We start from the raw sequence: 20907 nt of genomic DNA on the forward strand, positions 1-20907 counted from the left end.
CGATGAAGTCTTTTGAATATTTTTGGCTGAAGCCGGACGCATCTTTGAGCAACCCAATTAAGATATTTCATTTTGCTGTGGAGGGGCCTGTAACAACGGGGATGGTTATCGATCCTAAGAAAATTCCCAAACATCAGGTTGCATATTTCGAGTACTCTCCGCAGATGGAAATCTGCGATGTGCTTTTCCAACCAACGCTCCTGATTGAAAATAAGATGAAGCGCCTTTGGGGCTTATACGAATCGCAGATGAAGTTTAAAAGCGTCCAGGTATTTGCAAACGACCCCGAGATAGATGTTTCTCCATTATATTGGAGTCCAATGCTCAAATCGGTAGATTGCATGGATCAAGAAACCACCTTTTATTCCAATGGAATGCTTGAAAATCTGGTCGTTCGGCTCAGATCTGTTCAAGCACACCAGATATTTCAGGTTGCAGGGCCTGTTGAAAATGTGATACTGGTTTCTCTGCCTGTCGCGGAAAGTATGCTGCGGCGGGTTACGACCGGATATGACCTGGTGCCAGTCAACCTGGTATGACTGACTGATTGGAGCGATGGGTTCCCTTGATCTGGATGCGGTAAAGGAGAATCGCAATGGCACGATTTCAACTGGCATCAAATGAAACTTTGGTGGGTAGTGGCCCCATGTCCCTTAAACAGAAGTGGGGGCTCTCTTCGCGGATGTATCAGGGTACTATCTATGTAACAAATAGAAGAATATGTTTCCATATGTCCATGTCTGGCACAGTCCTTATGGATGTTGCTTTACCTGAAGTCAAAGGATTTTCTGTCAGCCGGATATTGTTCATTACCGCGGTGACCATCCACAGCCGTGCCGGTGAGCAGTATACACTTACCGGGTTCCCCGCCAAGAAATTGCAGCGGTGGCTTTCGCAGCTGGGTGTTCCCTGCTTTAAGTAATACTTTTCAACGTAAAGGAGCACCTACGATGAACTGGAAAGATAAGCAGTCCACACTGCGCTTTCATCCGCAGACACTGATTGGCTTGATTGCCTGCCTTTGGATTATCATGGGTTCTTTTCCAACCGGGTGGCTCTATGATATTGGGGTGGGGACAGGCGCCGAACAGGGGCAAAAACCCACCAGCGACGTTTCTCAGCTACAGGAGCAAGACGATGTTGAGCAGCTTTTTTGGAAACAGGAACCCACGACGGTAGTAGGTCGTGAAATTATCCCTTGCCCATTGGTACGTTTGAGGGATCTCAAACAGGAAGGAACGCATTACACCCGTGGACATGGTATAAAGAAGACCGTAAACGTCCCGGAATACTGTGTGTTCTCATACCCGCTCAATATGTTCCATACGGTCAGCCGCTGGTTTTTGACTGGTGCGTTTTATAATAGTTACCACCTTCTGGAGCTGGAGGATGGCTCCTATATCTGCGTGTATTTTGACGACTACCTGCTTTATCAGAATCTGCTGAACGGGGAAATTGATTATCCAACCGGCTATATCCGATACTCCACGACCGAAGAGCGGCGAATGCTGAACCAGATGTCCGAAGACTATGATGTAAACCCTGTCTATGTTTTGGATATGTACCGTTATGGTAAGGCCTCATGGATGGTTGACTTGGTGGTGCGGCTGATTATCACCTTTGTAGTTGTAATTACCTTCCTGGCCATAGAAAAGATAGTTAAGCGCAGACTAGCAAAACTCTTGGAGGTACGGCGTTATGAGTGATGTACTTGATTTGGGCCATCTGTTAGTTCAGGCATCATTTTCATACCATATCATAAAAAGCATCTCTACTGCGGAGCTGGTGAATGAGCATGGGCAGTTGATGCTTCGTTTGGTGCTGGACGGCTCACAGCCCTCTGATTTCAGCAAATTGGAGCAGTCGCCGATTGAGGTTCTGGACTTTGAGGGCAAGAAGGTTTTCTGCGGTATTTGTACCAATTTCAAGTTGGAGCAATTTACACAGTATGCCGAGTTGCTGGTAACAGCACAGACACAGTCCTACCTGGCGGACATCGAGCCGAAGTGCCGTACATTCCAGGATCCTGGCAAAACACTGAAGGATATTCTGACGCCGGTTCTAAGCCCGTATGGTGCGTTGCTGACGTTTGAGCAGGACCCGCCTGTTTCCCAGATGATCTATCAGCAGAATGAGACGGACTGGGCATTCGCGCGACGGATTGCGAACCAGTTTGGGCTGAGCCTGTTTGTCAACGCAAAGACGAGCGGTTTCCAAATCAGTGTAGGGGTTGTCCCCTTCTCAATGGACAGCTCCAGCGATATCCCGGATGATGTTATCGAAAAAGATATTTCTGCGCTGCGGCTTCATCAGCAGACAACGAATCCGCAGTTGATGGCGTTTGAAATGGAGCGGCGTGGCGGCCCAGTGGCTAATTTGTCCTTGGGTGTTGGTCACTGTGTCCAGAAAAATGGCCGCACTTTTATTATAGTCAAAAGCGCGATCACTTCGGCGTTTGGAACGGTATACAACAATGTCACCTATACAGGGATGACCGGTGCATTGCCGGTCCCGGCCCAGGCGCCTACTGAGGACGAGGCTCCTGTTGGCAATACAGATGTTGCCCAAGGGCGTACTCCCGCATTACATAGCAGCAATGTGATCAGCGGCAAGGTGCTGGATGTTTCCGGCAGCTATGTTAAGGTGCAGTTTGACGTTGATAAAGATAGCAGCGGCGGAACTCGGTGGATCCCATATGCCAGTTACCTGAGTGACTGCGTATATGTTATGCCGGATATTGGAGACACGGTTTTTTGCTACTTTGAAAATGATGGGACCTTCGTCTGCCTTGGCAGTAAGCACGTTGACATTACCCGGGACGACTTCCTGCGCCCAGAAGAGAAGGTGTTGACCTCCAAGAATCGGATGATCAAGTTCAAAGGCGCTGAACTGGATATCACTGGCTGCCGGAGTGAGATGGACGGCAAGGGCGGTATGCAGCTTAGAGTCGTCCTGTCTGACGAAGAAGGCATTGAGATCGCTGCGACAAAGGATGTCTATTTCAAGGCGGATAAGAGCATTTATATCCAAGGACTGGTTCAGGATGCCGACAATCCGCAAAAGACCCAGGAGATTCTTCAGGAGCAAGGCGTGCAGGCGAATAACTTCCTAAGTGCTGAGACTGCAGGCTCAAATTATCATGCCGCTCATGGCGGCGCACCCAGCGATCCCTCTGTGGTGGAGGCTGGCATTGAGGCTATTGGAGCTGTCGGCGGAGCAGTTTTTAATGAAATTGCTTCTCCAGTGAACACGTTCCTGTCTTGGTTTGCACCACCTGCCCCCAGTGGTGGTGGTGAAGGTGACAAGGACGAAAATGACATTGAATTTAAAGATGTTGAAACACAAGAAGTTGCTATCTTTGGCCTGAACTGCTGTATGCTTCAGGTGCAGGAATGCTACCTGATGATTGACAATGCCAATATTTTCGCTCAATGTACGGAATTTCACCAATTGGGCTTTTTCCGTGGCCGTACATATGATTTGCTGCAGGAGAATACCAATACTTTTCTGGATAACCTGTTGGATGGTGTCCAATTGGCATTGGATATTGTCGGTATTGTCGGCAGTCTATGTGCTCCGCTCAATGTCGTGGCCAGTGCGGCGAACGCCGCCATCTCCTTCTGCCGCGGCGATTATGCCGGCGCTGCCGCTAATCTGCTGGGCTGCATTCCGGGCGGTTCCGCTCTTGGTTTTGCTGGGAAGGTTCTGGGAAAGACTCAGAAATTCAAAAAGATCCTTGTGGCGCTGGAATGGTTCGGTAAGATATCCGACTTCATTGATAATATCCAGCTCGTTGTGGGCGCACAGGATGCACTGTACTCGATAGGGACGTTCTTCTCTGTTGTGTTCAGCAACGCCTCTGGCCAGGAAAAGTGGGATGCTACTTACAATATGCTCAACAATATGAAGGGGTATATTGGTCCTGCGATGAAGGCGGCGGACGCCCTTAAACCCAAATCAGGGGATGCCCCCGACGGCCCCGAGAACCGGCCCACTGATGATGGCGACGGCGATGGTACAGGTGCAAAAAAGCCGCAGCCCCCTGATACCGATGCTCCTGAAGTGCCTCAAGAAAAGCAGAGTTCCTGCGGCGACCCCATTGACATGGTGACCGGCAGCCAGCGGATCAGGAATACCGATTTCATTGTAAAGGATATCGGTGAAGACTTCCAGCTAGTACGTGTCTATGAGTCCTGCTATGAAAACAAAGGCGGCATTCTTGGCTCCAGATGGTTTTTGAGTATCGAAACACGGGTGTGGGTCAATGGCGAGACGGCAACGGTGGTTTTACCGGATATGCACCTGGAGCACTTTGACCGTACTGAGGATGGCCGCTGGCACAACAACAAGACAGGAAACGGAACCTATCAGTTGAAAGAGACGGACGCCGGGTTCTGCCTGCATATGGTGAAGGAGAGAAAGCAGTACCAGTATGATACTGCTGGAAACCTCCTCATGATTACCGACCGCAACAATAACCGGGTGTGGCTCCGCTACTTGGGCAACACCCTGCAGCGCATGGAATTTTCCAGCGGCCAGGTGCTGGAGTTTGCCTATGAACAGGGCAAGCTCGCGTCCATCACAGACGTGATCGGGCGAAAGATCTGCTATACTTATGACGGTGAACTGCTGACCAGCACCCGCCTTGCGGACGAGGGCACGATCCATTACGCCTATACACCGGAGGGCTGGCTCACATCGGTCATTGACCAGAATGGGCACCAGTATGTCCGCAATGAGTATGACTTCTCGGGCCGCGTGACACGCCAGTTTCTGGCCACCGGCGAAGAGTTTGTTGTGCTCTACGATGACAGCAACCGGACAACTATTTTCCAGACGGTTGGCAAGGATGACCGCACTTTCTTCCACTACAATAAGGACGGTCTGGTGGAGCGGACTGTATACCCCGACGGAACTTCTGAAGATGTGCGCTTTGACAAAAATCAAAACGTCATTTGGGAGCGGGACCGAAACGGTGGGGAGCTTCATCGTGTCTATGATGAGGACAGCCAGCTCTTGGAAGAGCGTCTGCCCAATGGCTTGGTGGTCAACTACGCCTACGATGAAAACGGGAATCTGATCCGGCAGTGGGATAACAGCGGTCGGGATACCAGCTACAGCTATGATAAGTATGGCAACCGCACTGAGATGCGGGTCGTTCTGGGCGGAAACCAGTACAGTATATATCAGTTCCTCTATGATACGCACGGGCGTATATCTGAGATTATTGACCCGAACGGAAATACTCTGCGGTACAGCTATGAGGGGATGTCTCCCGATCCGGCGGTTGTAACGCTCTCCGATGGACGCAAGATCCAGTACAGCTATGACCGTGCTGGCCGCTGCATGTCTGTCCGCAATGAGTTTGGAGAGCGCCGGTACAGCTACAACAACCTGGACTTCATGTGCCTGATGATAGACCCCATGGGCCACCATACCTCCTGGGAGTTTGACCGGCTGGGCAACCTGATCCGCTTCCTGCGGCCCAACCAATACGACCACGCCGCAGACGACCAGATGGGTACGCACTACCACTATGACGCCATGGACAAGCTGGTGGCCACTGTGGACGCTGTGGGCAGCGTGCTGGCTACTCCCCGCGATCTCTACGGTAATATCCACAAGGAGATCAATCCCAATACCTATGACCCGATCACCAGGGATGGTGAGGGCATTGTCTATGACTACGACGCGGAAGACCGCCGTATCCGCATCCGTTACCCGGATGGCGGTGTGGAGCGCATTTTCTACGATGCCAACGGCAATATCGTCAAGAAGGTCCAGCCTACAGACTATGACCCTGCGGCGGATGACGGCCCCGGGTATGCCTATGAATATGACGAGGTCAACCGCCTCGTTCAGATCACCGCGCCCAATGGCGTGGTAGAAAAGCGGTATGTCTACAACCTGCGCGGCGATATCGTCAAGCTGATCGATGCCGCAGGCTATCTGTCTGGGGACAGAGATGAAACGCGCATTGGCACACTGTATCGCTATAACTCTGCTGGCTGGCTGATGGAGAAGCGGGAACCGGTTGATAAGGGTTCGGACGGCTCCATCCGCTATCGGCTGACCGAGTACCGCCACGACAAGGCCGGCAATGTGATTGAGGAGCGGCGCTATCAGGATGGCCAGACTGTAGAGAGCGCAGCCGGCCCTGTCCTCAGTATCTTCTTTGCCTATGATGAAAACAGCCGTCTGGTGCAGGTCAGCGACTCTACCGGTGCGGCGGTGGAATACGGTTACAACAGCATCAACCAGCGGACAAAGGAAAAACGCCGCCTGAGCGATGGGCTGTATCAGATCTTCCTCTGGAAGTATGACGCCGCGGGCCGTATGGTGGAGCAGTCCAGCTCCATTGACCGCCCTGACGGCGGCCAGGGCTTTGCCACCACCACATACAGCTATGATAAGAGCGGCAACATCACCCGTATCCAGACTGCCACCGGCGGCGAGATTCTGCGCGAGTATGACGCAGTAGACCGCCTCATTGCCGAAACCCATCGTGAGAAGGCCAGCGGAATCCACAACCGCACCCTGTTCTCCTATGACAAGGCGGGGAACCTTGTGGGCATCACCGACAGCTTGGGACGGCGGACGGTGATCGAGTACGACCTGCTCAACCGTGAGATCCGCCGCATTGAGAAAGACGGCAGCGTAACCCGCAGCTTCTACGACGGCAACGGGCGGCTCTCCAAGGTGGTACGGCCCAACCAGTACAATGCCCAGGCCGATGACGGCGCGGGCTACCAGTACACCTATAACCACAGGGGCCAGGTGCTGACGGTGGTCGGCCCGGATGGCCATGTGCTGCAGACCAACACCTACGACGCGGACGGCCGCCTGCTCCAGCATCTGGACGGGCTTCAGAGCGGCGCGGAGTTCTGCTACGATCTGGCGGGCGACCGGGTCAAGATACAGACCCGCGGCGGCGCTGCCCAGGAGCTGGAGTACGACGCACGGGGCAACATTGTGGGCGTGGTGGACGGCAACCAGAACCGCACCACCTACCGTCTGGACAGCTGGGGCCGTATCATCGGCATCGCCAAGGCCGATGGCTCCACTGAGTTCTACTCCTATGACTGCGCCGGGAACATGGTCAGCTCCACCGACGGCGAGGGTCACACCACGCTGTATGAGTATGGCCGGGCAGGCAAGCTTACCGCTATCCAGGACCCCACCGGCGAGCGGGAGCTGTACGGCTATGACGCCGAGGGCCGCCTGGTGCGTAAGACCGACCGCAACGGCGTGACCGTGGAGTTTGGCTACAACCTCTATGGCGCTCCCCTGTTCAAAAAAGTAAAAGACGGCGCTCTGGGTGATTTTTACGAATACACCCCGGAGGGCTTATTGAAGTGCGCCATCTCCGCCGGAATGCGGTACGCCTATGAGTATGACGCACTGGACCGGATGATCCGCAAGTCCGCCAGCGGCCGGACGCTGCTGGCTCTGGCCTATGACGGCAATGGGAACAAGATCCGCCAGACCGACGTGGCAGGGAAAGTGACGGAGTTCGTCTATTCTCCCCTTGATTTGCTGACCGAAGTTTGGGATGATGGGCACAGGCTGGCGGCGTATGAGTACAACGCCGATGGCACCATCCGTGCGGAGTCCCACGGTCCGATCCAACGGCAGTTCCAGTACGACCTGGACAAAAATCTCACCGGCCTGCTTGTCCAGTCCGGCGGAGAGCTGCTGGCGGAGAACCAGTATCTCTATGACGGCAACGGCAACCGGACGCTGAAGCGTCAGCTTGGAGGTGATACCCTCTATCACTATGACCCGCTGAACCAACTGAAAAAGGTGGAGTATCCCTCCTACACCGAGGAGCTGTTCTACGACAAGGCGGGCAACCGCACACGCAGGATCGCCAGCGGCGTGGAGGAACTGTACCAGTACGACCCCCGGAACCGGCTGACCGCCTTCACCAAGGGCGGCGTCACCACCATGTTCCAGTATGACCACGCCGGCAACCTGCTGGCGGACGACAAGGCCCGGTACAGCTACGACGCCTTCAACCGCACAGAGAAGGTGGAGACCTTTGACGGCCATATCCAGCTTAACCGCTACGATGCCGAGGGGCTGCGGTATGAGATGGAGGAGAACGGCAATCTGGTGCAGTTTATCTTCAACCAGAACCGGGAGGTCGTGACCGAAGAGGATACCAGCAGCCTGAACCGCCTGATTCGGGGCACGGAGCTGATTGCGGCCAGCTCCAGTGCCGACAGCGCCCGGACGTACTACCACTATGTTTCCGATGAGATGGGGTCAACCACCCATATTGTCGATGAAGCCGGTGCGGTACAGAACCGCTATGAGTATGACGCATGGGGGAACATCACGGCCCAGGAGGAGGCCGTTTCCAATCGGTTCAAGTTCACAGGACAGCAGTGGGACCCTGTTACACAGCAGTATTATCTGCGGGCTAGGTTCTATAACCCGGTTATTGCGAAGTTTACACAGGAGGATACCTATCGGGGTGATGGGTTAAATCTGTATGTATATTGCGCAAATAATCCGGTTTTTTATGAAGATCCTAGCGGATTTAGAAAGAGCAAATGTTATAAAGATGCTTATGAAAAATATGTTTACATACTAACTCAACAATACATAGACAAAGGCTATTCCGAAAAAAAAGCAAAAAAACTTGCAAAGAAAAATCACAAAGATGAAATTCGAACAGCAGCTAACGCCATAGTGGAAGAAAACAGGCGTGGAAGTGTTTGGAAAGATGGAAGTCAATTCCCAGATCGCACACTCAATGCGCAGATGGAAGCACAATATGTTGCTGCAGTTATGAACCGCCTAGAATATTACGGCAAAATTGAACCCAAAATGTATGGTGCTGTGACTGTATTGACACATTCAGACGGCTCTGTTTCTGTCGGATTTTCAACAGAACATCTGGAAGCATATGCGGAAAACACAAATGTAGCATATGTATTACATAAAGAATTGATTCGCCTAAATAATGAACGGCACGCACAAGGTGTTAACTATTCCAAAGAATATGCTGTTTCTGGCATAGGTATGCCTTTAAATCGGTTGGATAACTGTCCAGGAGCAGCTCTTCAACTAAATCGATGCGCGGAACCAAAAGCGATGGAGACTGCACATTCCAATAAGTATGCAATTACTGGTGGCGATACGGTTTGGAGAGGGGGTCCTAATGAAAAGGGGGAAATACCACATTCAACTGACGAATTTAGAGATCCTAGATTGATCTATGTATATGCCCAAATGGAGCCTTGTACTCAATGTCAACATAATGTAACAAACTATTACGAATACGCAACGGAATCATAGACAGATGATCTAGCACAATCCCACCTCTTTCTTTTCTAGCTTAGTTGCCAGTTTGTCTTTGCATTTATTTACTTACTATTAATCGTATAATAAAAAGGATGTGACTTAATCTCATGCAATACGATTTTCCATCGCTATTTGTACATCCACCAAATTCAGAGAGAGAGCTGTTTAGCAATATTAATCGATATATTTCATTGTTTGAACCGATGGGGAAGTTGAAAATAAAACCTGCTCCCCCAAAAGATATTCAGCAACTAGAACAAATTGTTATAAGCAAATTTGGACAGGCGATCCCGTCTTCTTATAAGGCTTATTTGGAAAGAATGGGGGAAGAAGATGGCGGTTTAGTCTCACATGTTATGGATTGTGATTTAGAATATTGGAATTATTTTAAAGGGTACAACATGGCCCGCGGTGCAAAGCATAAGATTGATGATGTTAAAATGCGAGTGCATATAGAACATATTTTAAACAGTTCACCCGTCGCACCACCGTTCTGGTATTTTTATTACACCATGTTGACTGGAGTTGGATGGGGGTTTTCTTCCGAAGGAACTCCCCCCGATCAAATTGTTGAAACCCATGGCAATCGTTTCTATTTCTCACACGACACATTTACAAAACTGCTGTTTTATTGTGCATATATTTTTGTGGAAGATTATGTAGACAATCATAGTACAGTTTTGGGATATGGCGTAGACAGTATGGATTTTCTTCCGTGTGAGACTGAAGGTTCTTATTCAATACGGTTTCGTGCAGAATGTCCTAAAGAATGGTTAGCTCCTGGACACGCCCCATTAGTAAATTTCTTGTCAGAGATAGAGACACAATTTTCGATTGAAGAGTGCTGGTTCAGTGGAAATAAAGAATTCAATTTGTTTGATGCTAAAGATGATATTACCAGCATAAACTATTCCTTTTCACGTTATGTTGGGGTTCATGTACCATCCAACTTAGCAATCCGCATAAATTATATTCAGTCTTATGGTCCAGAAGTCTTGGTTAGCGTTCTGTGTCAAAATGTTTGCTACGCTAAACAAATTGTGGACTCAATTTTACAACAAGTAAAGTTGAAAAAGGGCTCATTCAGAGTTCTGTTTATTGATTGAAGCATGGCTCATTAAAATATTTCCCTGTGATATATGTATGACCTATTTGGGGAATCGCTAATGGTAGCTGCATACAAAGGGCAGTCCCCGGCGATGGGGCCTGCCCTGCCTTTAATGAACAAGAAATATTTACGGGAGGTTCGTTTATGGACTACTTAGATGAACAAATCTTGGAGCTCAAGCGTCAGCAGAAAAAAGAAAAGTATCAGAGCTTGGAAACGGGATTCTATATCCGTGACGAGCTGTTGGAATTTGAACGGGTACTGCTGGAGCCAATGGACCTCTCGATCATGCTGCCTACCACCTTTGTGACCATGCCGCAGTCTATGGTGCGGGTGAAGTACCAGTCGGAGAACCGGCCGCAGATCATCAAGACCAGTCTGGATACCAGCGTAAATTTTACCTTCAGCATCGTGCCCCAGCAGGTGCGGCCTGAGCAGCTGCGCTCCCTCGCCTCCCAGCTCAAGGCCGTCATCCAGCGCATGAACCCGGCAAATACCTTCTATGACATGAAAGACGAACAAACTGCCAGCCAGATACCCGTCTGCTGGTTTGATTATAAAGGCTTTGCGATTGACGAGCAGGTCTATTACATGATGTATGTCCTGCCTTGGAAGGACAAGCAGTTGATCCATGGCACCTTCAACTGCAAATACAACGATATGAACGAATGGAAAGAAGCGGCCCGGCAGGCAATCCTGTCGATTGAAACAAAGGAGGAGGAGCAAGTATGAGAGACAATCTGATTCATGTCAATCCATGCCAACTGTTGGACATTCTCTCCGTCAAGGGACATCAGCAGGTCAACGAACATGGGTATATCTCTTTTTCCGGCCATATCGACCAGGAGCAGGAGCAAAACTGTATTGCGATTGCCCAGCAGGAGAACCCCATCATTCAGGTCTCCATCACGGGCGAGAACGGCGAGCAGCTGTTGATCTTTGCTGGCGTGCTTACGGAAATGAGCATCAAGGTGGAGAACCAGCTGCGGCTGTTGAGCGCCACCGTTCGGTCTGGCAGCTATTTGATGGATCTGAATCCCCACATCCGGTCCTTCCAGGCCCCGCCGCTTACTTATAGCCAGGTTATCAATGTCCTGAACAAGCGGTACCAGGGTGCCTCTGTAACAATGAACGTGGGGAAGGATGAAAAGATCCCCGGCGTGATCCTGCAGTACAATGAGACGGACTGGGCCTTTGCCAAGCGCATGGCCAGCCGCTTCAATGCTGTGCTTGTTGCGAACAACCTGTCGGGGCGGCCCTTCTATGATTTTGGCCTGCATGACCATGCTCCCCGGGTGCGGATCGAGAGCAAAACATACGCCATCTCAAAGAATGTCGGAACCTATCTCTATAACCAGCGCAATGGCGTTGAGGGCCAGTCCGAAATGGATATGACCTATTACCGCTATAAGTCCCGCGAGGTGTATGTTCTGGGCGAGTGTATCAGCTTCAATAATCAGCCACTCTATATCAGCGCAATTGATACAGAGCTTGAAGGGGCGGAACTGTACCATACCTATACGCTGGCTCCCAAGGCCGGGCTGCAGGTTCCCAAACAGTATAACCTGGAGATGATCGGGAACTCCCTTTCCGGGAAAATTACCGCAACGCAGAAGGCTGTGGTGCAGGTGTCAATCGACAAGGATGAAAATGAAGAGGCCGGGGTGCGGTGGCTACCCTATGCCACGGTGTACTCTACACCGGACGGGACTGGCTGGTATTGTATGCCCGAGGTAGGAGACTCTATCCGCCTGTATGCACCCAACGAGCACGACGAGCAAGTCTATGTGGCCAGCGCAGTTCACCTGCCGCTTCTGTCTGGACCTGAGAGGAGTAATCCTGATTTCAAGTCTATTATGAATAAGCAGCGCAAGGAGATTTTGTTTACTCCGGGAACGCTCCTTATGACGAATAATAAGGGAATGTCAATAGAACTGTCTGATCAGGAAGGAATTAAGATCGTCAGCGATAAGGCCATTGTAATCCAATCTGAGGCTTCGGTAGATATTACCAGCACAACCTCCACTCTGAATGTCACAGCACCAGAACGGTTAACATTCCGGCAGGGAGGAACCGAGATGGATATGCAGAATAAGCTATTTTTCAAGGGGGCTCAGGTCCATCTGGATTGATTGGAGGGCGCGGATGAATCGGCAAGATGAAATTAACAAAGCTGCGGGTCAAGTATTGCGTGACAGAATGCAGGAAAACTACTTCAAGATTTTTGCATATTATAGTGACCACAAAGAAGAAATATTATCAGATCTCACACAGCAGATATCTTGTATGATAAATCAAGCAAAAATACAACAAGAAACACAAGGCAAACAACCGATACAATATGTCGCGGCAAACTTTTTGCTTAGCAGTGCGATTACTGGAAGTTTTGATTTTAAAATTTCACTTATGGACAGCCTGAGTTTCCTTGATCCCATTGAATGCTGCATATATTGGAGTCCAAAGTGGATATTTGCTCCTGCAGAAGATGACAAAACAAATCTATGGAATCAGCTAAGAAAGGAATATGTCCGACTTCGTCCCTTTGAATTAGATACCATTTGGAGGATATATATATATGCTTTCTATTATAGTATAACGGGCATGTTTTTTGCTGAAAATTTGAAAACAGCCGCAATCAATGGGGGCTTGGCACAGCTAGATTTAATACAGGAAACACAGTTTATTTTTGGTGGTCTTATGGATCGCTTTGCCGTGATAGACACATGGGAAAGGGGTGCATAAAGGTGAAATATTTCTTGTTAAAGACAGATCCTCAATTTGATACTGCGCCTGAAATAATCGATTGGTTTAAAAGAATTGATAGGAGAAATATTTGCCTTGGAAAATCTCATAACATTGAAAAGCGTCAGTTGTTTTTTATCAAGGAGAACTCTCATACAGTGTTTCCAGATGTCCTGTCATTCCCCTTTTTTATGGTTACAGAGGCCCTTAGGGATGTGATTCGGATGTATGAACCCAAGACAATCTTTAAAGAAATCGTGCTATTGGGCCATAAGTATGCCGAAACATGTACCTATTACCTGCCCATTTTAGAATATGTGGATTGCTTGGATCCGGCCAGCAAACTTACAAGGGATCGTAGTACAATTTTGGAGGGGATCATAAGTAGAAGAAAAGTTGATGACCGTAGTATTTTCTACCTTGCAGAGGTCAGAAATTTATACACAGTTGCGCGACTGGACATTGTTGAGAGTTTTTTGCGGCGAGGGGCAAAGGGCCTTAGCTTAAATGAGGTGAAAACGGTTCATGAAGAGAGATAGCGTTTTATATTTGCTACTCGCAATGTTACTACTATTTACGATGGGAGGATGTCAAGTGAATCAAAAACCGCTATGGCAGAGACTGGAAGATGCCCAGTACAACAAATACAAGCCGCGTCTGGATCGTATGCTGGAAAGATATGGAGATATGTTTGAAATGGATATATATGGGACAGTCACCTGCACAGACTCTGAATATAAAGATTGGCAGTTAGCCTGTAATGCTGGTGCAGACAATTTTGCAATTCGGTTACGGCGGGATGAGCTGGAGTTGTTTATGCAGAAAATTGCAGAACCAGTTTTGGGGGAATGTAAAGTTTATGTGGCTGATGGTAATCCCTCAATTTTGGGCATGGATGCAGAAATAGAAACTTTTTTCACCTATGAGTTTGATCTTGTTAAGTATGCTATTTGGGTTCCCTATACGGAAAACTACCAATCTCTTGCAGATGCGTTGATAGATGCCATAGTTAAGCTTAAATATAAGATTCATGTTGATCTCATGTTTGTGGAAGTGGAACACTATGCCGATGTATCCCGAGACTGGAGATATGGTATTCCAGATAAGTACAAGTACAGAGTAGAAATCTTATATCATGGAGATTATAAGATGGGTCCTAGTTACTATGGGAACTATGGAAAGATTTGGACAGAAGGAGAAGGGGTGAATAAGCAGTGAATTTAATCCCAGGTGTAAAAGCGTCAGATGAAATGCTAGTTTTGGAGCAGGTAACATATCAGTCAGCCCTATATCTTCCCTTGACCGATCAATCTACAGGAATAAAAGAAAACGACACCCTACAAAACGTCGTTAATAAAACTGTGGCTGCAATTCACAGTGGAGCACTACGAGAATACGATGAATCCACCCAGACTTGGGAATCCATTGAGGATTATGAAAAAAGGATTAGCGAATATCAAAATTACATCAAAGAACTGGTGGATGTTATTGATGCTCACCCTGAAATTGGGAAAGCTACAATTGGACATCTCAGTTGGCAGTCTGATGATCCCAATAGGGAGATTTTTCCTCCAAATGGAATGGTTGCCTGTACCTTTGAAAATGAAAAAACACGGCAGGACAGTATATGCTTTCGTGGTACACCTAGTGGCAGTTGGATTGACAATGCGAAAGGAATCACTGGTGTTTTAGATGCGGATTATTTGGAAGAGTACGAAGCACCAGATGGCACGATTTTGCACTTATCTCCAATGCAATGTGCCGCTTTACGGTATACAAAGCAGATATACGATGAAAACAGCGCTGATCACTCATGGATGGGGAGCGGTCATTCAAAGGGTGGCAATCTAATACAGTTAGCTACCATGGTTTTCCCCAATCTTTTCCAAAATACATATAGCCTAGATGGACAGAGTTTTCCAAAAGAAACTTTGGACGATTTATACCGCATAGACAAGGATGGTATAGGGCGCGGTAAAATTTTAGGAATTAATGCGGACAACGATTATGTGAACGGACTGGGTTTCAGACTTACATTACCTAACCAAACGCTTTTCTTGCAAACCCCTGAAATTGGGGCTGGTTTTAGTGCTAAACTTAATCACTATAGCATAGCTATGCTGAATAACGGCAATCTTGCAAACCGTGGCACCCCTGGCCCTATATCCAAAACTGTTAGCCGCATATCACAAGATCTCTTGAGTATTGAGGATACAGAGTTGCGGGAGGCTGTTGCCTTCCTTATCATGCAGAAACTACAAGAATCCCTTTCTGGGGAGGAGCCGGTAGACGGACAGGCCGGCTGGGACATCGCCGAAGACCAAACCAAAGCACTTGATCCCTATATTGAGCAATTTACTCTTGGACTTCGGTCACTGGTAAAGTTGCCAATACCGACAAGCACTAAGCTTGCACTTATTGGCGGCCTTGCCAGTACCGGTATTGGTGCTGCGGCCATTTATCTGAATCAGGATTATTTGATAAATTATTTGGTTAAAGGTGAGCCAGACGAAAATGCAGCAGAACAATTTTTGAAGGAACATGATTTTGAAACGGAGGAAGAAATTGCAAACTATCTGCAAGAGCATACAGAAAACGGAAAGATGGAGTATTTGGTGCGCGGAGCATTGCTCCGCTGTAGGCATGGAACCCATGCACGCAGATTAAACCTTCTGAAATGTCATGGGGTGTATATTACAACTCACCCTGTCGTTCATGAAGCAAATTGTGTAGCAGGGTTTGGCCCAGAAAAAGACAACATACCTTTTTTTGGTGTATGCAAAGCACCAATACCTCCTATTGTGGAAAGAGTTGCTTATACCAAGGACCGTCCCAGGGATCAGAATGGATGCCCTTGTGGAGAATCCCCTGGTGGTTTTGAGAGTGGGTGGAGATGTCAGCCCGAAATTGTTGGTTTGTGGAAAGACACTTACCCCAAAACTCGAATTGTTGACAATGGTGATCTGGATCATCATGACCGAGATCTTGTTACTAGCGGGGAGGAATTGCCAAAAGGCTATAGTGCAGTCACAACGTTGTCTTTTTTGGTATGTCGGTATGGCGGATTGATTGAGCCATACAACTCGGGACAGGATTACATAAGCGATGCAGCAGAGTTGGCATATGCACAAGAGCATAATCTACAGGATACCCAGGACAGCGCAATGCAGGAAGTCGGTGGTGAGGGCGATCCTCATGGTGAGTCCATCCAGGAAACGCCAAAGATTTTAAATGGGAAACAATTGAGTGAAAACGCTGGCTACATTATTGATGCACTGGCCCCTACTAGCCTGGATGGCAAAATCGTGAAGTTTGACTGGCATAATATAGAACAGCTTTTAGCTAGTGATTCTAAGAGTATGAATCCGGACAAATATGACGCACTGAACTATGTGTTTGGTCAGATGCACACCATAGATGACCTTCAAAAATTTATTAATCTTTGCTATACTGTGCCAATAGCCCCAGATTCTGGAGACAGCCAGCAAGATGACAATGTATATGCAGTTCCCAACGAAATTCTGACAAACATGATGGATTACTACGCATGTGAAAGTGAGAAAGGGACATTGGATCCAAGTATTAGATGCCAGGCAGAAATTCTGGGTGCAATTGCTGAGTGCGGCACGAGAGTATATATCCCTGGTGAAAGCTGTGAATCACCCATTTTGTTGGAACGAGATGGCTTTGATTACTCTGTTACTATTCCAGCGGAGGAACCTGGTAAACCTGCAGTTGTAAAGAAAATTGTATCTGATAAGAGTATGATAGAGGAAAATGGATAGAGAACCCTTGCACAACGTCCAAAACCATATAAATTGGTGTTGGGCGACTGCAGCAAAAATTGTTGGCGTAGAATACTGTCATCGGAATCGCCTTCCAATCCATGCTGGTATAAATATTGAACATGCGAACACGATTCGAAAGGATTGCCAAGGGTTGCGGCCTCAAATCTGCGGATTATGCAAAGGGATGCTTACAGTAGATGCTATGCAATTAGATATTGTTGAGCACGCTAAAGATACCTATCGAAATCCCAGTGGTAATTTGCCAGAAGATGATGAGGGCAAGGCCCGGGCGCTACGCTACATAATAACGGGAAACCCGAGCAGTATATCCCCTGAAATAGTAACCATAGGGCATTATTGGGACGAACAGGGATTACTGGACAGTTCGCCGTCCTTAATTGATGAGGCAATACGATCAGGAACCCCGTTTATAGGTAACTATCAGCGACAAGATGGAACATTTCATTCTGTTGTTCTGTACCCAATGTCATCATCGAAGTTAAAACTATTCGATCCATGGGATGGCTTCCAAGGGCAGTTCAGCATATCACAAATTTTTAGGAGCGGATTTCTGACAAATCAAGGCAAGGGTGTGATTCTCTGGATTCAGTACATAAGACCAGAGTAACCTTATCCGTAGTGAGGTGACATGAGAATATGGCAGTGGCAATAACACATGAAAAAATGCAGGTATGTGGTCCAGTAAAGTTTACTCACATTTTGGACCTGTCTTTCAGAATGCGTGCAAATCAACATGGAGTGATGTACTTGCAAGGGTACATAAATGCTGATTCTGCAGCTACAGACTGTCTCCAAGATTTTGAGGGTCAAGATTTTTGTTTATTTACATTGCATGAGCCAACGGCAAGGGAGCGAAAACCAACATTCAGAGGGACGGCAGATAAGTTCCAAGTTATGCGTAGGGGAGAAGTATTCCTTGCTAAAGGAAAGATTATCGGTGCAACAGCAGAACTTGATATCACATTGAAAAGCAGGTCCTTTCAAAATGTGGATATGACATACCGACAAGTAGTAGAGGAGATTTTGTGTGATACACCAAATGCGTCTGCTGACTTTTCTGATATTGCAGATCAGACTATAGGAAAACCTCTGATTCAATACGAAGAAACCGACTGGGCGTTTATCAAGCGTCTTGCCAGTATGCTCGGGACGCAGTTGATTCCCGACACCACTACGCCGTTTCCAAGATTCAGTTTTGGACAAATCTCCAAATCCTCAAAAGAACTAGCTGCTGATGAATACGCATTAATTATGGACGAACGCTTTTATGAGTTGGGCAGTTCACTGGCAGGAGTATACAAACCGGACTTCTTTTGCTATTTGGTTCCAAGCTATCAATTTGTGCAATTGGGGGCACAGGCGGAGTTTAGGGAACAATCTATGGTCATATGCGAGCAAGACGCAGTTCTTCAAGATGGAGAATTACTCTATTCTTACAAAATGGGTCATGCTGGTTGGTTTAGCCAGCATGAGATTAAAAACAAGAAACTTATTGGGCTGAGTTTGCCTGGAACAGTTGTTGAAACAGATCATGAAATTGTGTGCTTGAAGCTGGATATTGATGAGGGGCGGAACGCAGGAACTTATCCTTTTTCCTGGATTCCAGAGAGTGGGAACATTATGTATTGTATGCCCAAGCGGGGTACAAGGGCAACACTCTACATACCTAGCCATAATGCTCATGTACGGTAAAGAAGCAAGTAACCGAAAACAAGAGATAGACAGCCAGCACCACACTATTCCGAACCAAAGAAACCAAAGACCAAAAGATAAGCACCGTGGAAATGTGTATAACTTGCTATTCCGTCATGGAAAAGTCCGTTCACAGAACATGGAAAAGCTAAAGTGCAGCTTTCCCACATTCTGCAAACAGACTTTCCCACAACTCCATAAGACAGCAAGTTATGCACATTCCCACAGTGCCTACGTCGGCGAAATCCTACGCATTACTTATAACATGTATAATCTTAATTTTTTTCAGATATACCATTGACATTAGATATACTGTGTGGTACGATATATAGCAAGGAGGTACAGTATATGAATATTGATGATTGGAAATCCCAAATCAAACGTGGGACACTTGATTTTTGTATTCTGTTAATGATAAGGCAGCGACCATCTTATGGATATGAAATTATCAGCACATTAGAAAAATATCCTATTTTAGCTGCAAAAGAGAATACAATTTATCCGCTACTCAGACGGCTAATGAAAGAAGAATATGTTTCGTCCTCATGGCAGGAAAGTGCCGAGGGTTTGCCGCCGAGAAAATATTATTCCATTACAGACAAAGGGCTTGAATATATTTCTGCTATGTCTCAAGAATGGAATAACTTGTTAAATGCAATCAATGAAATTAAAGGAGAATAAGACTATGGAAAAAATTTTAAATGACTATCTTGAAAAAATTGAAAAGTATCTGAAACCTTTGCCAATATCCGAACGTGTTGATATTGTGAAAGAAATCAAAAGTGAAATCCTTGAATTGCAAGGCGATGGAAAAACCGCAGAACAAATTACTGAACGGCTGGGCAATCCCAAAGAGTTGGCAAAAGCGTATCTGGGGGATTTGATTGCAAAAAGCAATTCTTTTAGTTGGAATAGAGTCCTTGCTATTTGCGCCTATTATAGTATTGCAAGTCTTTCCGGCTTGATTGTAATTCCAGTTCTTGCGATTTGCAGCCCTGTGTTCATCATTTGTGCAATAGCTACTCCTATTATGGGTTCTGTCAAATTGATTGATTCACTACTGAATTTAGGTATTCCCTATGCCAACTATATCGGTATTTCCGGGATTGAAAATCCGGTAGCTGTCTTTATCATCAGTATTGTCATGGGAGTAGTTCTGTATCTTATTGGGCGTGGGTGCTGGAAACTGTTAGTCTATTATATCAAAGGTGTCAGCAAAGCTAAACAGCATTTGGAAATCTAAGCAATATTGAATAGCAACTATAAACCATGCAACGCCCCATGTGGGAGAAAGGGGGAATTATTTATGCCTTGCACAGAAGCATATAGGGAACATATCATGTATACGTTCAACGGTTTTTGCAAGACCGTTATACGCTTTGCGGCACTCAACGCATGGCGTGACAGGAGCAGACGGCGGCAAAAAGAAATATCCCTTGAATACCTCACAGAAGAAAAATTTTACCCTTTAGGCACAACAGACAAATATTTTGAAGCACCTTATGAAGAATACCCCATAACGATATGCGGTCAGACAATTATCCTCACCAATGGGGAGCTTGCCGCCGCCCTGTTATCTCTGCCGGAGAGAAACCGGGAAATCATATTCTTTTACTTTTTCGGAGATTACACACAACAGGAAATCGGGGAAATGTACGGACGCTGCCGGAGTACGACCGGGTATCAAATCCGCAGGACGTTAAAACTCCTGCAAAGGAAAATGGAGGTGCTTTCACATGGGGAATCCGAACCTTTTGCCCTATGAAACGATTGTCCGGGCGACCAGCGGCGAGCCGGAAGCCGTGGACGAGGTTTTAAGGCATTACAGCAAGCGTATCCGAATCGCTGCCATTGAAAACGGGCATATCGACAGGGATACCGAGGACAACATAAAACAGCGGCTTGTCGCTGCCCTGTTCAAGTTCCGTTTTGATGAACAGACATACCGAAAAACTGAATAACCGCCGCTACATAAAACGGCACACCAAGACAGGAAATCAAAAAAGGTTTCCTGTTTTTTTGCGCCCATTTTTGGCATTTTCAGAAATCGCCAGTATTATGCCGTGCAAAGGGGGATAAAAAGAAATTTCTCAAAATTCCCGCCTATTCCGGCTTGTGCGGTTTTGTAAGGAATAGAGGAAAATTTCCGTAAATCTCCGTCATTTGCATATACCGGACCGAGAGCCCCGTCTGCACGGAGTATTAGCCCCACCCTGCCGGAAAGGAGCCCCACTATTCCACGAG

At 47.3% G+C, this 20907-nt stretch carries 17 protein-coding genes; all 17 read left to right on the plus strand.

The genetic code is table 11. The annotated features are described in order from the left end of the window. Positions 1 to 2: 2 nt before the first annotated feature. The 17 genes from VV088_RS07665 to VV088_RS07745 all read left to right on the plus strand — a co-directional run bounded on the left by VV088_RS07665 (position 3) and on the right by VV088_RS07745 (position 20624). The gene (locus VV088_RS07665; protein ID WP_289424228.1) at positions 3 to 539 is read left to right on the plus strand and encodes a hypothetical protein; all 537 of its coding nucleotides are present in this window, start codon (positions 3 to 5) and stop codon (positions 537 to 539) included. Between the two features lie 56 nt (positions 540 to 595). Then, positions 596 to 922 carry a hypothetical protein gene (locus VV088_RS07670; protein WP_289424227.1) on the plus strand — a complete coding sequence of 109 codons (327 nt, stop codon included), beginning with the start codon at positions 596 to 598 and terminating at the stop codon, positions 920 to 922. Positions 923 to 950: 28 nt separating this feature from the next. Continuing rightward, positions 951 to 1706 (plus strand): hypothetical protein, encoded by a 756-nt coding sequence (locus tag VV088_RS07675; protein WP_289424226.1) that lies wholly within the window; start codon positions 951 to 953, stop codon positions 1704 to 1706. Further along, complete coding sequence (locus tag VV088_RS07680) at positions 1699 to 9306, plus strand: RHS repeat-associated core domain-containing protein (protein WP_289424224.1); 7608 nt, start codon at positions 1699 to 1701, stop codon at positions 9304 to 9306. Before VV088_RS07675 ends, VV088_RS07680 begins: the two co-directional genes overlap by 8 nt. Before the next feature lie 113 nt (positions 9307 to 9419). Then, complete coding sequence (locus VV088_RS07685) at positions 9420 to 10418, plus strand: hypothetical protein (RefSeq protein ID WP_289424223.1); 999 nt, start codon at positions 9420 to 9422, stop codon at positions 10416 to 10418. Between the two features lie 146 nt (positions 10419 to 10564). Next, the gene (locus VV088_RS07690) at positions 10565 to 11152 is read left to right on the plus strand and encodes a hypothetical protein (protein ID WP_289424222.1); all 588 of its coding nucleotides are present in this window, start codon (positions 10565 to 10567) and stop codon (positions 11150 to 11152) included. Then, positions 11149 to 12552 carry a contractile injection system protein, VgrG/Pvc8 family gene (locus tag VV088_RS07695; RefSeq protein ID WP_289424221.1) on the plus strand — a complete coding sequence of 468 codons (1404 nt, stop codon included), beginning with the start codon at positions 11149 to 11151 and terminating at the stop codon, positions 12550 to 12552. The genes VV088_RS07690 and VV088_RS07695 overlap by 4 nt, the downstream gene beginning before the upstream one ends. A gap of 13 nt (positions 12553 to 12565) precedes the next feature. Beyond that, on the plus strand, positions 12566 to 13162 hold the full coding sequence (locus VV088_RS07700; protein WP_289424219.1) for a hypothetical protein: 597 nt from the start codon (positions 12566 to 12568) through the stop codon (positions 13160 to 13162). A gap of 2 nt (positions 13163 to 13164) precedes the next feature. Continuing rightward, complete coding sequence (locus tag VV088_RS07705; RefSeq protein WP_334600151.1) at positions 13165 to 13701, plus strand: hypothetical protein; 537 nt, start codon at positions 13165 to 13167, stop codon at positions 13699 to 13701. A 55-nt stretch (positions 13702 to 13756) separates the two neighbouring features. Further along, on the plus strand, positions 13757 to 14380 hold the full coding sequence (locus VV088_RS07710) for a hypothetical protein (RefSeq protein WP_289424216.1): 624 nt from the start codon (positions 13757 to 13759) through the stop codon (positions 14378 to 14380). Further along, the gene (locus tag VV088_RS07715; protein WP_289424215.1) at positions 14377 to 16947 is read left to right on the plus strand and encodes a PAAR-like protein; all 2571 of its coding nucleotides are present in this window, start codon (positions 14377 to 14379) and stop codon (positions 16945 to 16947) included. Before VV088_RS07710 ends, VV088_RS07715 begins: the two co-directional genes overlap by 4 nt. Next, a complete protein-coding gene (locus tag VV088_RS07720; protein ID WP_334600152.1) occupies positions 16940 to 17578 on the plus strand; it encodes a hypothetical protein in 639 nt (212 codons plus the stop codon). Before VV088_RS07715 ends, VV088_RS07720 begins: the two co-directional genes overlap by 8 nt. 29 nt (positions 17579 to 17607) lie before the next feature. Continuing rightward, the gene (locus VV088_RS07725; RefSeq protein WP_334600153.1) at positions 17608 to 18663 is read left to right on the plus strand and encodes a hypothetical protein; all 1056 of its coding nucleotides are present in this window, start codon (positions 17608 to 17610) and stop codon (positions 18661 to 18663) included. 348 nt (positions 18664 to 19011) lie between these two features. Next, positions 19012 to 19344 carry a PadR family transcriptional regulator gene (locus tag VV088_RS07730; protein WP_016227610.1) on the plus strand — a complete coding sequence of 111 codons (333 nt, stop codon included), beginning with the start codon at positions 19012 to 19014 and terminating at the stop codon, positions 19342 to 19344. A gap of 4 nt (positions 19345 to 19348) precedes the next feature. Next, positions 19349 to 19906 (plus strand): DUF1700 domain-containing protein, encoded by a 558-nt coding sequence (locus VV088_RS07735; protein WP_016227611.1) that lies wholly within the window; start codon positions 19349 to 19351, stop codon positions 19904 to 19906. Between the two features lie 63 nt (positions 19907 to 19969). After that, on the plus strand, positions 19970 to 20428 hold the full coding sequence (locus VV088_RS07740; RefSeq protein WP_103242755.1) for an RNA polymerase sigma factor: 459 nt from the start codon (positions 19970 to 19972) through the stop codon (positions 20426 to 20428). Next, positions 20400 to 20624, plus strand: a complete 225-nt coding sequence (locus VV088_RS07745) for a helix-turn-helix domain-containing protein (protein ID WP_302129212.1) — start codon at positions 20400 to 20402, stop codon at positions 20622 to 20624. The genes VV088_RS07740 and VV088_RS07745 overlap by 29 nt, the downstream gene beginning before the upstream one ends. Positions 20625 to 20907 lie beyond the last annotated feature (283 nt).

The sequence above is a fragment of the Lawsonibacter sp. JLR.KK007 genome, assembly GCF_036941135.1.
Lineage (GTDB): Bacteria > Bacillota > Clostridia > Oscillospirales > Oscillospiraceae > Lawsonibacter.

Coding starts and splice junctions, on each gene's coding strand:
- VV088_RS07665 (WP_289424228.1), top strand. CDS start 3: ATGAAGTCTTTTGAATATTTTTGGCTGAAGCCGGACGCATCTTTGAGC.
- VV088_RS07670 (WP_289424227.1), top strand. CDS start 596: ATGGCACGATTTCAACTGGCATCAAATGAAACTTTGGTGGGTAGTGGC.
- VV088_RS07675 (WP_289424226.1), top strand. CDS start 951: ATGAACTGGAAAGATAAGCAGTCCACACTGCGCTTTCATCCGCAGACA.
- VV088_RS07680 (WP_289424224.1), top strand. CDS start 1,699: ATGAGTGATGTACTTGATTTGGGCCATCTGTTAGTTCAGGCATCATTT.
- VV088_RS07685 (WP_289424223.1), top strand. CDS start 9,420: ATGCAATACGATTTTCCATCGCTATTTGTACATCCACCAAATTCAGAG.
- VV088_RS07690 (WP_289424222.1), top strand. CDS start 10,565: ATGGACTACTTAGATGAACAAATCTTGGAGCTCAAGCGTCAGCAGAAA.
- VV088_RS07695 (WP_289424221.1), top strand. CDS start 11,149: ATGAGAGACAATCTGATTCATGTCAATCCATGCCAACTGTTGGACATT.
- VV088_RS07700 (WP_289424219.1), top strand. CDS start 12,566: ATGAATCGGCAAGATGAAATTAACAAAGCTGCGGGTCAAGTATTGCGT.
- VV088_RS07720 (WP_334600152.1), top strand. CDS start 16,940: ATGGATAGAGAACCCTTGCACAACGTCCAAAACCATATAAATTGGTGT.
- VV088_RS07725 (WP_334600153.1), top strand. CDS start 17,608: ATGGCAGTGGCAATAACACATGAAAAAATGCAGGTATGTGGTCCAGTA.
- VV088_RS07730 (WP_016227610.1), top strand. CDS start 19,012: ATGAATATTGATGATTGGAAATCCCAAATCAAACGTGGGACACTTGAT.
- VV088_RS07735 (WP_016227611.1), top strand. CDS start 19,349: ATGGAAAAAATTTTAAATGACTATCTTGAAAAAATTGAAAAGTATCTG.
- VV088_RS07740 (WP_103242755.1), top strand. CDS start 19,970: ATGCCTTGCACAGAAGCATATAGGGAACATATCATGTATACGTTCAAC.
- VV088_RS07745 (WP_302129212.1), top strand. CDS start 20,400: ATGGGGAATCCGAACCTTTTGCCCTATGAAACGATTGTCCGGGCGACC.